This is a genomic window from Nonlabens agnitus (assembly GCF_002994045.1).
GTDB classification, from domain to species: Bacteria; Bacteroidota; Bacteroidia; order Flavobacteriales; family Flavobacteriaceae; genus Nonlabens; species Nonlabens agnitus.
This window is the reverse complement of the sequence record NZ_MQUC01000003.1, coordinates 1661720-1678484: the sequence shown is the minus strand read 5'-3', so window position 1 is coordinate 1678484 and position 16765 is coordinate 1661720. Positions and strand designations below refer to the sequence as shown.

Here is a 16765-nt window from a genome sequence, read left to right as displayed (position 1 = left end):
GAAACTTTAAAATTATTTGATCTGCACAAAAGTCAAGTGTATTTGGCTTCTTTCCCTAAATTTGCCACAACAGTCCCGTATGAAATCAATAGGCTTTATTCCGTTACGCAAGAATTCCAAAGGGATTCCTGGCAAGAACAAGAAGAAATTATTGGGCAGACCACTTTTCTGCTGGGTGCTTGGAGAAGCCATCGCCTCTCAACTAGATCATATGTATGTTTTTACAGACGATCACGATATCATTAGGTTCATAGAAAAGGAATATCACTGGACAGACAGGGTAAGTGCAATAGAACGCAGCGCTGCAAGTGCGTCGGATACCGCATCTACAGAAAGCGCGATCCTCGAGTTTATGGATATACACAAAGAACCCATCGACTTCTTCTGCTTGTTACAAGCCACATCACCTTTTACAACTGCTGCTGATATCAATAAATGCCTACAGATGGTATCCTCTGGTGATTACGATTCCGCGTTGACCGTTGTCAATTCGCATCGATTCACTTGGAATAAAAATGGTACTCCTAAAAATTACGATGTGTTCAATCGGCCACGTCGTCAAGACTTTGAAGGTTTGTTGATCGAGAATGGTGCTTGTTACGTCTCAAGTGAAACCGCTTTACGCGAAAGCGGAAATAGAATAAGCGGTAACATAGCTACCATACACATGCCAGAAGATAGTCTCACAGAAATCGATTCGCTAACCGACTGGAAAATTGTGGAAGAACTACTGGCAGCTAGGTTGAAAAAAGAAAAGAAAGCAAGCAAAATAACGCATCTGATCCTAGATGTTGATGGGGTGTTTACAGATGGCTGCGTTTACTACGGCAGCGACGGCGAGCTTATGAAAAAGTTTGACATGCGTGATGGAATGGGATTGGAAATCCTACGTCAATACAATATCAATGTCATGGTCATGACCTCAGAAGATTCTGCTATCGTCGCTAGCCGCATGAGAAAGCTTAATATCGTAGATGTCTTTTTAGGCGTTAAAGACAAATACAGCTTACTTTCAAGAATTGCTCATGAGCGCAACCTATCATTTTCAAACATGGCCTATGTAGGCGATGATGTTAATGACCTAGCAAACATCTGTGCAGCAGGCTGGTCATTCACTCCTGCAAATGCGACAACAACTATAAAGAATCACGCCGATGTTATTTTAAATAACGACAGTGCAAACGGTGCCATCCGTGAGGCCTGCGAATTCATCATCAAGTACAACAACCGTTATGAATAAATACAAAGTTCCCTATACCATTGCAGAAATAGGCGGCAACCATAAAGGCGACATGGACATCGCCAAAGAAATGATCCAGATGGCTGCCGTTTTTTGCAAGGTCGATGCGGTCAAGTTTCAAAAACGCCACAATATAGAATTATTGACTACCGAGCAATACAACGCACCGCACCCTAATCCTATTAATTCGTATGGAGATACCTATGGAGCGCACCGTGAGTTTCTAGAGTTCGACGTCCATCAACATGCAGAGCTTAAAGAATATTGTGAGTCGCTTGGAATTACTTATGCCACTAGTGTTTGGGATTTGACCAGTGCCAAAGAAATCGCTGGATTACAACCAGAATTTATTAAAATACCTAGTGCTTGCAACAACCACTATGAGATGCTCGAGTGGTTGTGTAAAAACTACGACGGAGAGATCCATTGTTCCACAGGAATGACCACTCCAGATGAAATTGATGAATTGGTCAACTTTTTTGAAAAGCAGGACCGCGCGCAAGATCTTGTGTTATACAATTGTACATCAGGCTATCCAGTCCCATTTCCAGATGTTTGCCTATTAGACATTTCAACCTTGCTGGAAAAATATGGAGGTCGGGTAAAGCACATCGGTTTTTCTGGGCATCATCTTGGGATTGCTGTAGACATCGCTGCTTACACATTAGGAGCAAACATCGTTGAACGTCACTATACCCTTGATCGCACTTGGAAAGGTACAGATCACAGCGCTTCTTTAGAACCCGCTGGAATGAGAAAGCTAGCCAGAGATTTAAGAGCAGTTCACCAGGCACTCACGCACAAAACCATGGACATTCTCCCTATAGAACAAGTTCAACGCGATAAATTAAAGTACCGCAAAGCCTAATCTATTTACGAAGAAAAGCCTCAATGTCAGCCTGAGCTTGTCGAAGGCGAGTAATTAGGAAAATACTCTTCTTTCCACCAACCTGCTTCGACAAGCTCAGCATGACACCATGTGAAATGTCAGCCTAATCCTGTCGAAAGCGCTTGACAAAAGAAAAACCCCAATGTCAGCCTGAGCCTGTCGAAGGCGAGTAACGAGAAAAATGCTCTTCTTTCCACCAACCTGCTTCGACAAGCTCAGCATGACACCAAGGAAAATATCAACCAGAACCTGTTGAAGGTATATTCTAAAAAAGGCAGATATATAAAACCAATAAAATCCCTAACTTCAATCTGTCAGAAATTACTAACAGATGAAATACTTTACCGTTTACATACTAGAATGTGCTGACGCAAGTTTCTACACGGGAATCACTTCAAATCTCGCAAGCAGAATAGCGATTCATCAATCTGGAAAAACAAGAGGTTATACCAGCAGCCGACTTCCAGTAAAATTGGTATGGTATAAAGAATTTATTGATGATCCCAGCCAAGCTATTATTTGGGAAAAAAGAATAAAGGGATGGAGCAGGAGAAAGAAAAAAGCTTTGATTAATGGCGATTGGGATAAAATGGTGCAGTACTCCAAGAATTATACAGAATACAATCATAAGATTGATTAACAAGAATATCCATATATAAAAGAAAGTATTCAATTCGTTTTACGGCTACGACGACCACTTTCAGCCAGAACCTGTCGATGGCGAGTCACAGAAGAAAAAAACATCACTGTCAGCCTGAGCCTGTCGAAGGCGAGTGCCTAGGAAAATGCTCTTTGCATCACCAACTTGCTTCGACAAGCTTAGAATGAATACGGAAATTCTCAACCTGAGCTTATTAATGGCAAAAATGAACAGTTCAATCGAGCTTTTGTTATGGTTATGATTATAAATCCTTTTATTCACCAAAAATCACCTTCCCAATAATACTCTTAAACCTAACTCGATAAAATTTATATTTACAGCTTAAGTAAAAGAACCCCTTGACTTCCAATACATCTTCAAACAAAAAAGTATTTATCCTTTTCCCAGACGGCGTCGGCCTGCGCAACTTTGCCTTCACGCAGTTCAAAGAGATTGGCGAGGAGCAAGGTTTTGACATCACTTATTGGAACAATACCATATTTCCACTGCAGGAAGAGTTGGGATACAAGGAAATAAAGATCGCTAGCACAAAGATTCATCCTAAAACGCCTGTGTTAAATCATGCAAGAAAAAGGGTGGAGTTATCGCTTTCGCGAAAGCGAACTAACGACAAGGTGTACAGCACGTATCGATTTCCGTTAAGATGGAACAGCTTGAAGAATATGGTCAAAAGCAGCTTTGTCAAATACCATGAGCAATTCAGCGCAAGCCAAAAGGGCTGGCAACAATTAGTAGATCAAATGTATGCTGCTGAACGATCAACGCAACGCTACCTAGAGGTAAAAGCACAGTTGTCAGAACACAGGCCTGATCTAGTTTTTTGCACCACACAGCGCGCTACTCAAGCGATTGCACCTATTCTTGCCGCACAGGATCTAGGAATCAAAACAGCTTGCTGGATTTACAGTTGGGACAATCTGCCAAAAGGAATGTCAACCATCGAGACGGATTACTACTTCGTCTGGTCTGATTTGATGAAAGCTCAGTTGTTGGAGTATTATCCTAAAACCAAACCAGACCAAATCTTTGTAACCGGTACGCCTCAATTTGAGCCGCACTATGATGAAGACATTCTGCTTTCGCGAAAGCAATTCTGCGAAGAGCATGATCTCAATGAAGCTACAAGGTATATCTGTTTTTCTGGCGATGACCAGACTACTTCACCGTTGGATCAATACTACCTGGAGGACACGGCCGTGGCCGTAAGAAAGCTTAAAGAAGAAGGCTTTGATATCGGTATTATTTACCGTCAGGTCCCCATTGACTTTACGGGTAGATATGATGATGTTTTGGAAAAATATCGCGATGTGATCACACCTATAGCACCTTTATGGAAACCTATGGGACAACAATGGAATCAAGTGATGCCCACTAAAGCTGATTTTGCCAGGCTGGTCAACACCTGCTACCATAGCGAGCTGGTGGTCAATATTTGCTCGAGCATGGTTTTTGATTTTGTGATACACGGTAAGCCAACCATTTATCCCAATTACGAACAGCCGCAGCTTACCAACGGAACTCGTGATATTGGGCAAAATTACGAGTACGTACATTTTAGATCCATGCCAAATCGGGAGAAAAGCGTGGTTTGGGCAATGAACAAGTCTCAGCTATATGATGGCATAAAAGGCTTGCTTGACGGCAGTCTCAATCCAGTGCCTGTCACTCAAGAATGGTATGGTATAGTGAATAAACCAGAATCACCACAGGGTGCTAGTAAGCGCATCTGGCAGGGAATAGCTATAATCTTAGACTAATGCACATCGCCTATCTCACCCCAGAATATCCACACGAACGCATTGGCTCCAGCGGTGGCTTAGGTACGAGTATTAAAAATCTAGCAGAGGAATTAATTGCTTCTAAAATTGAAGTAAGCATCATCGTTTATGGGAAGCACATGTCGGATCATTTCAAGGAAAACGGCATCAATTTTTACATTTTAAAACAGAAGTATTATAAGGTAGGCGGTTTCTATTTTTACCGTAAGCATATCAATGCTTACTTAAGTAGACTCATAAAAGAAAAAGGCATCGATCTTCTGGAAGCACCGGACTGGACGGGTATTACAGCCTTTATGAAGTTCAAAGTTCCGCTGGTGATTCGTTTTCATGGGAGCGACACTTATTTTTGCCGCATCGAAGGAAGACCTCAAAAATGGAAAAACCGTTTCTTTGAGACCAACGCGATCAAAAGAGCGCAAGCATTCATAGCCCCAACAAATTTTGCAGGTCAAAAGAGTGCAGATTTGTTTAAAATGAAGGTTAACGATGTGAAAGTGATACATTATGGTTTACAGCTAGATAAATTTGAAAATCCTCATCCTGATAATTATCAGGAATTCAATCTTCTCAACATAGGTACACTCATACGCAAAAAAGGGGTTTTTCAGTTGTTGCAGATTTTTACGAAAGTATTAAATCAATTCCCTAAGGCTTCATTAACGTTGATTGGTGGAGATGCTCCTGATATTGCAACAGGTAGCTATTCTACATGGGAGCTTATGAAAGCTAGTGTTTCGACAGAGGTCCTAAGCCGTATAGATTATGTTGGTAAGTTACCTTATAGCGAGGTGCAGGAAAGGGTCAAGAATGCACACCTGTGTGTGTTTCCGTCACTCGCAGAAACCCTGGGAATGGTTACCATAGAATCCATGGCACTTAAAAAAGTAGTAGTGAACACAAACATAGGATGGGCCCAGGACATCATCGAGCAAGGTGTGGATGGATTCATGCATCATCCTAATGATGTCAACGCCTTTCTAGCTTCAATCAAGACACTTTTTGAAAATAAGGATAGGATGTTGAAAATCGGTGCTGCAGCACGAAGGAAGGTAGAGTGCGATTTTAATATCCATAAAATAGTGGCCACTAATATCAATTATTATCAGCAAATTAAGGATAACCATGGTTGAAGTTCTCAAGTATGTCGACGATTAACTAATTTTGAATAATGATTGAATTTATTCAGCATCCTAATTCAAAGGATAATCTAGCTTTCCATAATGGTGTGGAGCTTGTCTTAATAACCGGGCCTACCATTAATCAACTTATTGCTTTAGCGAAAAGTCATCCAAAAGAATGGATTGGCTGGTCGAAATCTAGACTCATGTCTATAGATTGGTTAGAGTTAAAACGAGTTGCAAACAAACCTTATAAAATGGTTAGTAAAGGTGCAGCTCCTTGTTTTTTAACGGACTACATTGATTATATAGAAGACACACCTTTTATCAATTTTAAGGAGAATTATTGGTACCCCACTTGGATCATGAGTACCGATCTTGGGCTTATACATTCTTCTGTATTGGTCAAAGTCGGTAAATTTAATTCAAGTAATAATTTTGAATACGATCTTAATTTAATTTCACGCAAAATTCAACCACAAGGTGTCTTCTGCTATTCAAAATTGACTAAAAAATCAATCTGTAGAGATCAAAATAGTCGTCTTTTTTTATTTGTAGCACAATCGAGAAAAGCTAGATGGCTTTTATTCCTGTTGCTCTGCTTCATTATATTTGAAAAAAAGTTTCCGTTATTCGCTTCCGCGAAAGCGATGCTATTAAACTCCTCTCATTTTAATCCAGAAGTAGAGTTTTCCTATGGTCAGAACCAAGAACCTTTCAACGACCAACTTGAGTATGATGTGATAATACCAACTATTGGTAGACCTAATTACCTCAAGAACGTATTAAGAGATCTTGATAGCCAGCAATTAAAGCCGAAAAAAGTAATTATCATTGAACAAAATACTGTTCGAGAAGCTGTTTCTGAATTAAACTTTCTAGAAGAAGAACTATGGGGTTTTGAGATTATCCATTCATTCACCCATAAGGCTGGAGCCTGCCGTGCTAGAAATGAGGCGATTAGTAAAACAACTGCTCCATGGATCTTGCTATTTGATGACGATAATAGATTTTCTAGCGATTTAATGCAAAAAGTAGCTAGGTCGCTAAATGAAATAGGATGTAAAGTATTAAACTTCGCATATTTGCAAGAAGGCGAAAGCGAAAATCAAAAGGGTTATCTGCAATGGGCGTTTTTTGGTTCAGGATGTTCGATCGTTCATAGGGATGCGATAAAAAAATGTCGATTTGATCAGGCTTTGGAATATGGTTACGGAGAGGATGCCGATTATGGGATGCAGCTGCGCAATAATGGTTTTGATGTAATTTATGCTCCAGAAATTCAAGTGCAGCACCTTAAAGCTCCAGTAGGTGGTTTTAGACAGCCAGTAAAATTTGATTGGAGTGATGATGAGCTTAAGCCACAACCTTCACCTCATGTGATGTATTTTAGACGTAAGAATTATACCAGCAATCAGCTGCACGGTTATAAATTGAAGTTATTTTTTCAGAACTACCTTAGTTCGGCCACCAAAAATCCCTGGCGCTATTATAAACAATTCAATAAAAGATGGCAGGCAAGCGTCTATTATTCTGAAAGACTTACTAGCTCAATATGACACGCATCAGTTTCTTAATCACTCACTATAATAGACCTGGTGCCTTAAAACTATGCGTTGATAGTATTCTAAAGCTAAAGGGTGAAAACGATGAAATTATTGTTAGTGACGATTCAAGCAATCAGGAAGCTATTAATAGTATTTCAAATTTGCGTAGTGTAAGAATTATAATGTCTGATGTTAATGAAGGCCTAGCAAGTAATATTAATAAGGGAATTAAGGCCTGTTCAGGTAAGTATATTATCTACTGTCAGGAAGACTTTAGATTGAACTTAAAATTAAAGGACTATTTACCTGATTTGATAGACTCAATCGAGAAGAATTTTGTTGACTTAATAAGATTCAGTTCGTTTTTAAAATTCAATCAAACGATTTCTATTAATAACTTTTTAGCAGTTATCCCTCGGTTTTCATGGGAAAACTTTTTTCAAAACTTTTATAGATACAGTGATCACCCCTTTCTGGTAAAAAAGGAATTTTATGAGAAATATGGATATTACCTAGAGAATACTTCTGGTAGGTACGGTGAGACCGAATACGGTGTAAGATTAGCAAAATCAAAAGCCATAATTGGGATAACCAAGCAGCAATTTGCTTTTTCTATTGAAGAAAGTGAATCTACCTTAATTAATGAAATTGCTCCAACTGTTGGGAGCGGGATGCTCAATAAAAAGTCTCGCGTTATTCTTCGCGCTTTCCGCTTATACTTAGAATGGCTTTTATATAATAACAATAAACGTGGGTTGATTACTTATCGTAATGGGCGTAAGCTAAGCTCATGATAAAGCTCTACACCATACAAGAAATGCTGGTTCCAGAGCATCGAGGTTGTGCGCATCCGCTAATTTTTGATCTGCATTATTTTGAAAATACAGATCCGATTACACATGAGCATTATTCATTAATAGAAAATCCAGAGGATGCGGATGCTTTTATTTTTCCAATTGATATTTTATCGCGAGAGTTCAGACTACACAAAAAAGAGTATGCAGACTTTTTGAAGATGGCAAAAAGCCATTCAAAAAAAGTTTTCGTTTACACGGGTGGCGATTATGGCACCACAATCGAGGACCCTGCTGTTATCACTTGGAGGCTAGCTGGGAGCGCATCAACAAACAGCGCACAAACCATCATCATGCCGTCCATGATCAATGATCCAGTGCAGCATAAAATAGCAGAATTGCTTTATCTACCCTTAAAATCAAAACCTCAAATTGCCTTCACAGGATTTGCAGATAAAAGTCCTATCGAAACAGTCCGATATTTACTTGCTAATAAAATAGCAAACCTAAAGCGACTGTTGGCAATCGATCGCAGCGATTGCCAGGATTTTTTTAATGCACCCGCAAAGCGCTACGATTATCTAAAAAGTTTAGAGATGTCTAAGGTAATAGATACGGACTTCATTTATAGAAAAAAGTATCGTGCAGGAGCGACTAACCAAGAAACCCGAAAGAAGACAACACTAGAGTTTTTTCAAAACCTCACGACATCACCGTATACATTCTGTATGCGTGGCGCTGGAAATTTTTCTGTAAGGTTTTATGAATCGCTTGCCTGTGGTAGGATTCCAGTCGTGATAGATACCGACATTGTACTACCGCTGGAAAACATAATCGATTGGAATAAACATATTTGTCTTATAAAACCAGATCAACAAATCGATGAAAAATTGTATGATTTTCATCAACAGTTTACTGAACAGACCTTTCTTGAATGTCAAGCCGGTAACAGAAAGTTATATGAGACGCAACTAGTCAGGCATCACTATTTTTGCAGTATCCACGATCATTTAAAGGCTATGCTTTGAAATTGAAGATTTCACTCATCATTTGCACCTACCAACGACCTGATGCCATCACGCGTTTGATAGCTTCGGTAAAATCTCAATCTAGGTGTCCAGATCAGATGATCATAGTAGATGGTTCGCAAGATCAAAAAACTAAAGATCGACTAGGTGAAATAGAAATAGCAAACTTAAAATACTTCCAAGTCTCTGACGGTGATCGTGGCCTTACGAAACAACGTAATTATGGAATCTCAAAAGTTTCTGATGACATTGACATTGTAGCCTTTTTGGATGATGATGTCGTTTTAAACTTAGACTACTTTGAACGCTTATTGGAGACCTATGTAAATTATCCCGACGCCATGGGAGTAGGAGGCTATATCACCAATGAGGTAGTTTGGGAAAAGACTCATCACATTGAAGAGAACGATATACGTAATTTCTACTTCGACGGCTACCGTCGTAAGGAAAGCAGTAGGTATAAGCTGAGACGTGAATTAGGCCTGGTTCAAAAAGAACCTCCAGGTTTTTATCCAGATTTCGGACACGGCAGGTCCATTGGATTCTTACCGCCTTCAGGTAAAATATATCAAACCGAAACCTTGATGGGTGGCGTTTCCAGTTTTCCTTTACACGTGCTAAAAGAGCATAAGTTTTCTGAGTACTTTAAAGGTTACGGGCTATATGAAGATGCAGATTTTAGTTTACGCCTTTCCAAGTTAGGAAACTTATATGTAAACACTGCAGCACAGTTAGAACACCACCATGATGCGTCAGGTAGACCGAATTCCTATAAATACGGAAAAATGGTTGTGCGCAATGGCTGGTATGTCTGGCGTGTCAAGAATCCTGATCCAACTCTACGCGATAGGTTAAAATGGTATCAGATCACATTGCTCTTAATCGCAATTAGATGTGTCAATATTGTTACAACTCAAGAAAGGAGGAGCGCCTTTCAAGAAATGATGGGTCGGTTGACTGGAATGTTCTCGTTAATAGGCAATAAGCCTTCATCAACACAAACATATACCTGCCTTAACATTTGTAAAGTCTTAAAATAAGTTTTGACTCTCCAAAATGCATGTTCTGAAAATTGACATTGACGTTTCTACAAAATACTTGTTTACAAAAAAAACTTTTAATGCAAGCTTGTATTAGTGAGGGATGTTGCGATTGCAACTTATGATAATATCAATCCCGATACATCAGATTTACTGTTAATGACATTAAAAGCAGCGAAATTTCAAATGAGCAAGGAAAAATGAAAACCTCATTCTTACGTTTGTAACGCAATAACCTATATTGTGTATTATACTAATAATATAATGGAATGGTTCTGAAAATATCAACTTGGACACACCACCTTAATCATTTGATATACTCTTATTTGTTTTATTGTGAAAAGAATAAGCTAAAAACAAATATTAAGTACGAACCAGCAATTGTTCATAATGGCGCTTTGCTGGAGGTTGATAATCTTTCAGTATTTTTTGATTATTCAGACAGTCCTCTCTTTATAACTTACCAGAGTGCCTTTGACCTATATTTTAAAAGGTCTTTGCGAAAATCCGATCGAGGCCCGAAAATATTCCCTCTTAATTTTAATGTGCCTATTTCGTACAAACCGTTTCTATTGTTATCGAAACTAAAATCAGAATTTTTGATGGCACGACCGAATAGGATTGAGTTAGTTCGTGCACTTGATCGCTTTAGCTGGGTAACAAACTCCAGTCACCATATTTTTGATTTCCGAAAATTTCCAGATCAGGTTTCAGATAATAAAGGAAGCATTGTTTTTTGCACAAGGCTTTGGAACCCTGAGAACAACGCAGGTTACGAAGAAAAAAATCGCCGGGAGAAACAAAACCAGTTTCGAATCGAAGCATGTCGCATCATCAAATCAAATTTTAAGAGCGCGAGGGTAGGCTTATTCCCGGACGAATATTCTAAGAAACAAGCTCCTGATATTCTATTAGATGAGAATTTATCTAAGAAGAAAGCGTATTTAAAAAGTCTTAAAAGCTTTGATATAGGGGTTGCAGATGCAGGTTTGAAAGATTCACCGGGTTGGAAAATAGGTGAATATTTATTAAATGGAATGGCAGTAGTTACCACACCTTTAGATATTTGCGTCGATGATTTTACACAAAACAAGAATTATAAAGAATTAAGTAATAGATCGGCCGCAAGCGAGATACCAGAGATGATAGAAGAATTATTAGTTAATAATAATTATCTAAGACAGGGAAAAAATAATTTAGAATGGGCACAAGAGTACATAAGTCCTTTGAATTATTTTTCTAGAATTTTGAAAATAATTGAAGAATCTAATCTGAACTTCATATGAATCTTCTGGTAATTTCAGATGCTCACCTACTGACAATTGACGGTAAAAAAGTCGCATACGCACCCTATATTAAAGAAATGGATTTGTGGATGGATAAGGTGTGCGCAACGACCATTGTTAGTCCTGATAAACTGGATGGTTTTCTACTTTACAAACCATTCGCACGTCAAGATTTTAGACATATAGGAACCAAAAGATTAGAGTTTCATAAGATCAGTTCCGCAATTACATCATTATTTTCAATTCCATTCCAAATATGGACCCTGTACTTGGAAATGAAAAAGGCAGACCATATTCACCTACGGGCTCCAGGAAATCTAGCCTTGTTAGCAGGGTTGGTAGCCATATCGCTTCCGCGAAAGCGTAAATCCGTTAAATATGCCGGGAATTGGGATCCTAATTCAAAACAACCTTTATCCTATCGCTGGCAAAAGCGTCTCTTTTCAAGCTCAAAATGGAGTAAGAATACCAAAGTGATGGCCTACGGGCAGTGGAAAAACCAATCGGAAAACATAGTGCCCTTTTTCACGGCTTCGTATTCTAAAACTGACAGAAAGGTATTCCTAAAAGAGTTGGTGAGTCCAGTACAAATCATCTTTGTCGGTACGATATCAAAGAACAAAAACCCGCAATTGTTGATAGAATTGATAGAAGGACTACATGAGCACGGCATTGCCGCACAAGCTCATTTCTACGGCGACGGCCCCATGATGCATCAACTAAAACAACACGCCAACCCAACCATGGCGACTGAGCTTAGCCGAAGTCAACCCCAAAGCGACCTCAATGCTGGTTCGAGTCTGTCGACTGAGCGCAGCCGAAGTCAAGTCGAGGACAGTTCAACACCTCAATGCAATCCAGTCTCGAGCCTGTCGATTGAGCGTAGCCGAAGTCAAGTCGAGAATAGTTCAAAACCACAAAGCAATCCGGTTTCGAGCGACAGTCGAGAAACGGATGGTGATTCAAACCATCTTTCCCCACTGAAAAAACGTCCATCCCACACAGAGCGTAGTCGAAGTGAGGACAATGGCGCCGATACCGATGCAACTAGGGTGACTGAGCGTAGCCGAAGTCAACCCCAGAGCGACCCCAATGCCGGTTCGAGTCTGTCGACTGAGCGCAGCCGAAGTCAAGTCGAGGACAGTTCAACACCACAAAGCAATCCAGTTTCGAGCCTGTTGACTGAGCGTAGCCGAAGTCAAGTCGAGAACCGTTCAGAACCTCAAAGCAATCCAGTTTCGAGCGACAGTCGAGAAATGGATGGTAGTCAAAACACCCATTCCTTTCAAAAAAAACCTCCATCTCGCACTGAGCCTAGTCAAAGTGAGGACAATAGGACTAGCAACCTTTCCCCTCTGGGGAAATGTCCGCAGGACAATGGGGCTTTCACCTTCCACGGCAACCAACCCGCTGAGGTGGTCAAAAAGGCCTATAAACAAGCCCATTTCCTATTTTTAGCCTCCCAAAGTGAAGGATGGCCCAAGGCAGTGGCCGAAGCCATGTGGCACGGCTGCGTACCTATAGCCTCACCAGTGAGCTGCGTACCTTGGATGCTGAATAACAATGGTGATCCTGATTTAGAAACCTTATTTCAAAATACTCCAGGTCAGTCTGAGCCTGTCGAAGACGTGTTAGTAGCAAATAAGCTTAAAGCAAAATCAGAAACTCCAAGAGGCCTCATCTTTACCAAAACAAATCACACCATAACCGACCTACAATGGCTTATAAATAATCCAGATCATTATCAAATGATTTCCCAAGCAGCACAAACCTGGTCACAGCAATACACCCTAGAAGACTTTGAAAAGGAAATCGTAAAATTGCTAAAAAATCAAATCTAATAAAACCTAAAACACAACCACTCTGTATTCTATTATCTATACTATACCTATTTTCAAAAATCAAAAATCAAAAATCCCTAATCCCACATCCCTCATCCCTCATCCCCAAACCTTCATCCCCAACAACATGCGCATCCTCCAACTCATCGACAGTCTTCACCCTGGCGGCGCAGAGCGTATGGCGATCAACATAGCGAACGCTTTGGTAGGTCAAGTTGAAGTATCGGCGCTTTGCTGCACTAGGGAAGAAGGAGATTTAAAAGATCAGCTGGAGTCCGGTGTACGGTATCTTTTTGCAGATCGTAAAGGGCGATTAGGGGTACGCGGTATCTGGAGAATAATAAAATTTGTAAAAAAGCATAAGCTTACCCACATTCATGCACATTCTTCATCCATCTACATAGGGTTTATACTAAAATGCATCATACCAAGACTCCATTTGATCTGGCATGATCATTATGGCAACGCAGGTTTTGTTTCTCAAAGATCTATAAGGAGATACCAGTGGATGTCTGTTAAAATTGATGTGATTATCGCGGTCAATAAGCAATTACAGGAATGGGCGCTAGATCATAAGCTTTCTCAAAAAGTCGTGTACTTACAAAACTTTATAAGACCATCATCAAATAAGCTAGTTGCCCGAAAAAATTTTTTAGAAACCCAATCAAAAACAGTGATTTGCTTAGCAAATTTACGCCCTCAAAAAAACCATAAGCTGCTCATAAAAGCTTGGGCGACACTTAAAACTGAATATCCCGATTGGGAACTTCTATTGATCGGGAAGAAGTTTCAAGATGAGTATCAGCAAATGCTTATAGATTTGATCAAACAATATGGCTTGTCTCAAGAAGTAAAACTTTTGGGTTCTGTGAACAATGCTTCCGTATGGATGGATAAAGCGAGTATTGGTGTTCTAAGTTCGTCATCTGAGGGTTTGCCACTTTCCTTATTAGAGTACGGCCTGGCAGGATTACCGGTGGTCGTCACTGATGTGGGTGCCTGTAGGGAAGTGGTAGGCAACACCTCCATAGTTATTCCTGCAGGAGATTTGGATCAATTCACACATGCCCTAAGCCGATTAATGTCTAATTCAGCTTTAAGGAGTAATTTAGGCCAAGCATTTAAAGGCCGAGTGGAAGCAGAGTTTGGAGAAGAGAAGTTTCTCCAATCCCTGTTGGAACTGTATCGATCCGTTCATGATAAAAATTGAAAATCTACCTTATCCTATTTTGATTGGTGCTCATGCGGTGATGGCACTAGCCATAGTAGTATCGCCTCTTTTTGCGCAACTTTTTCTATATTCTTCTATTGCATATTTCTCTCTAAGAGTGTTAAATAATGCAGATCGAGGTCACGAGGCCCTCATGGCGGCAGCATATCTTACATGTCTGGAGGTCCTGCTCCGCATGACCAACGCTTTGTTTTTTTATGAAATGATCAAGTATCTAGTCCTTGTATTTATGTTGATAGGGATTTCATTTCGTGGTTTCAGTATCAAATCCATACCTTATGTGATCTATTTATTGTTGATGGTTCCCAGTATTGTGATTGCCTCTCAAAACATTCCTTTGGGAGAAAGTCTTCGTAAAGCGGTAGCCTTTAATCTTAGTGGTCCAGTAACGCTAGGGATAGTGGCGTTATACTGTTATCAGCGTACTATTAGCGATTTTCAGCTCAGGAAAGTATTGAAGTTATGTGTGGGGCCTATTGCTATGCTCATGATATATTTGTTCATAGTAACGCCAAATACTAGGGATGTGATAACAGGAACTGCATCAAATTTTGCAGCTTCAGGTGGTTATGGTCCTAACCAGGTAGCGACTGTTTTAGGAATAGGAATGTTTTTATGTTTTGTTCGCTTCTTACGGGTCAGAAACTTTTGGATCAATGTACTGGACATTATCTTATTATTTGGGATGACCTTTCGAGCGTGGGTTACATTTTCCCGTGGTGGGGTAATTACGGCGGCCCTAATGATCGTGGCAACCATCATCACCATCTTCTTTCTAAAACGATCAAATTTTAAGGTATCCATGCTTCCTAAAATTGGGGTAGTGGTGATAGGTTTGTTTGTGGTTTGGGGATTCACTTCCTTGCTTACGAACGGGTTAATTGATAAACGCTATGCCAACCAAGACGCGGCAGGTAGGATAAAGGAGGACTTGAGTACAGGTAGAGAGGAATTAATTTCTATCGAGTTGGAGGCGTTTGCGGAAAATCCGATAGTGGGAATTGGAGCTGGTCAGGTAAAATATTACCGAGCAAGAAAGGACGGTATTGTGGCTGCTTCCCACAACGAATCAAGTAGATTGTTATCAGAACATGGTGCCATTGGGATACTATCTATTTTGGTTTTAGTCCTTACTCCATTGATATACCGTTTGTCACATAGAGGCAACATCTATTTTTATGCCTTTCTGATATTCTGGTTTGCTACCATCAATCACAGCGCGATGCGTATAGCGGCACCATCCTTTTTTTATGGCTTGGCTTTATTAAAAGTAATTAACGTGAAAAAGAAAAGCTTAAGAAGGAATCCCCATCGTTGGACACGTATACCTCTTGATCAAAATAGGGAAACCAATATTCCAGCCTTAAGTGAAGGGCTGTAGCCATAAGAGAAGTATTGATTTTCGTTCATCTTTTCAACCATAGAAGATAACTATAGGGCGTCCTAAAAATGGATAAGGAAGAAAGTCTTAGAAATTTAATCAAATACAAAAACCCTTATAGAAAGCTCTATAAGGGTTTTCAAGAAGACACCTAAGGGTAAATCGAATCTTATCTATAAGACCTCAATCAGATTGAGCACATTATAGGCGCCATTCCGTAAATCGTACAGAGTTCCATTCACCTCTTGACTAAAACTCATAAGGAAGAACAACATAGTGGTTCCAGATCCAGAAGGAACGGCTTGAGGTGTCAATACGACATCTACTGGATCCACATCATGGACCGCAATAGTTTCTGCATTGCTTAGGGAAAGGCTAAAATCCTCAGTAAGAAAGTCTACATTGGCATAAGCCGAAAGCAGGGTCACATGGGTGCTACCAGAGGGCGCTGCGATTTCCAATTTTGGTCTCAATTGATTCAATGTAATAACGCCAGTACTGGAATCTACATCCATAGCGCTATAGAGAATGCTACCTAAGACCGCTTTGTTATTAAAATCAAATCCTTTCAGATAGGATTTTCCTAGATCGGTAGCTAAACCGTTGAACACCGTTCGCTCTCCTCGTTGCGAAGTGGCATCAGAGTTTTTGACAGCGCCCATGACCTTAACTAATCTAGAGGTTACCTTAGTATCCTTTGCTTGCAATAGCAACGGGCGTATGGCTGTTCGTAAGACTTTGCCGCTACGGGCAATTTCTCCAAATTCTTTGCCATTTTCCCGTGTTCTGGAAAAGGCAGGATCGTTGTCAATGCGCTGTTTGCTAACACCGCTTTTGGTTTTCACTAGAAAACCATCTTGGGACTTATAGAAAGTCAGCTCTCCCAGCGTTCCTTCTATTTTTAAAAGGCTTGTATTTTTTGCCATAA

Annotated in this window: 14 protein-coding genes; 13 read left to right on the top strand and 1 reads right to left on the bottom strand. The window is 40.1% G+C overall.

From position 1 onward, the window contains the following. Positions 1-79: 79 nt before the first annotated feature. From BST86_RS07745 to BST86_RS07685, 13 genes are all read left to right on the top strand, one after another. Positions 80-1240 carry an acylneuraminate cytidylyltransferase gene (locus tag BST86_RS07745; RefSeq protein WP_105982766.1) on the top strand — a complete coding sequence of 387 codons (1161 nt, stop codon included), beginning with the start codon at positions 80-82 and terminating at the stop codon, positions 1238-1240. Continuing rightward, positions 1233-2108: an N-acetylneuraminate synthase family protein gene (locus BST86_RS07740; RefSeq protein WP_105982765.1), complete on the top strand. Its 876-nt coding sequence runs from the start codon at positions 1233-1235 to the stop codon at positions 2106-2108. Before BST86_RS07745 ends, BST86_RS07740 begins: the two co-directional genes overlap by 8 nt. A 352-nt stretch (positions 2109-2460) precedes the next feature. After that, entirely contained in the window at positions 2461-2769 is a 309-nt protein-coding gene (locus tag BST86_RS07735) for a GIY-YIG nuclease family protein (RefSeq protein ID WP_105982764.1), read from the top strand. Between the two features lie 359 nt (positions 2770-3128). Continuing rightward, positions 3129-4547 (top strand): glycosyltransferase family protein, encoded by a 1419-nt coding sequence (locus BST86_RS07730; RefSeq protein ID WP_105982763.1) that lies wholly within the window; start codon positions 3129-3131, stop codon positions 4545-4547. Continuing rightward, on the top strand, positions 4547-5701 hold the full coding sequence (locus BST86_RS07725; protein WP_105982762.1) for a glycosyltransferase family 4 protein: 1155 nt from the start codon (positions 4547-4549) through the stop codon (positions 5699-5701). The genes BST86_RS07730 and BST86_RS07725 overlap by 1 nt, the downstream gene beginning before the upstream one ends. A 38-nt stretch (positions 5702-5739) precedes the next feature. Next, positions 5740-7248: a glycosyltransferase family 2 protein gene (locus BST86_RS07720; protein ID WP_105982761.1), complete on the top strand. Its 1509-nt coding sequence runs from the start codon at positions 5740-5742 to the stop codon at positions 7246-7248. Next, the gene (locus tag BST86_RS07715; RefSeq protein ID WP_105982760.1) at positions 7245-8030 is read left to right on the top strand and encodes a glycosyltransferase family 2 protein; all 786 of its coding nucleotides are present in this window, start codon (positions 7245-7247) and stop codon (positions 8028-8030) included. The genes BST86_RS07720 and BST86_RS07715 overlap by 4 nt, the downstream gene beginning before the upstream one ends. Next, the gene (locus BST86_RS07710; protein WP_105982759.1) at positions 8027-9058 is read left to right on the top strand and encodes an exostosin domain-containing protein; all 1032 of its coding nucleotides are present in this window, start codon (positions 8027-8029) and stop codon (positions 9056-9058) included. The genes BST86_RS07715 and BST86_RS07710 overlap by 4 nt, the downstream gene beginning before the upstream one ends. Beyond that, complete coding sequence (locus BST86_RS07705) at positions 9055-10098, top strand: glycosyltransferase family 2 protein (RefSeq protein ID WP_317046531.1); 1044 nt, start codon at positions 9055-9057, stop codon at positions 10096-10098. Before BST86_RS07710 ends, BST86_RS07705 begins: the two co-directional genes overlap by 4 nt. 269 nt (positions 10099-10367) lie before the next feature. Continuing rightward, complete coding sequence (locus BST86_RS07700) at positions 10368-11384, top strand: hypothetical protein (protein WP_105982758.1); 1017 nt, start codon at positions 10368-10370, stop codon at positions 11382-11384. Then, the gene (locus BST86_RS15170; protein ID WP_394340885.1) at positions 11381-13225 is read left to right on the top strand and encodes a glycosyltransferase; all 1845 of its coding nucleotides are present in this window, start codon (positions 11381-11383) and stop codon (positions 13223-13225) included. Before BST86_RS07700 ends, BST86_RS15170 begins: the two co-directional genes overlap by 4 nt. Before the next feature lie 127 nt (positions 13226-13352). Then, on the top strand, positions 13353-14435 hold the full coding sequence (locus tag BST86_RS07690; protein ID WP_105982757.1) for a glycosyltransferase family 4 protein: 1083 nt from the start codon (positions 13353-13355) through the stop codon (positions 14433-14435). Then, on the top strand, positions 14422-15837 hold the full coding sequence (locus BST86_RS07685; RefSeq protein ID WP_105982756.1) for an O-antigen ligase family protein: 1416 nt from the start codon (positions 14422-14424) through the stop codon (positions 15835-15837). Before BST86_RS07690 ends, BST86_RS07685 begins: the two co-directional genes overlap by 14 nt. Before the next feature lie 173 nt (positions 15838-16010). Here the strand turns inward: BST86_RS07685 and BST86_RS07680 are convergent, their stop codons facing one another. After that, a complete protein-coding gene (locus BST86_RS07680) occupies positions 16011-16763 on the bottom strand; it encodes a hypothetical protein (RefSeq protein ID WP_105982755.1) in 753 nt (250 codons plus the stop codon). Positions 16764-16765: the final 2 nt, after the last annotated feature.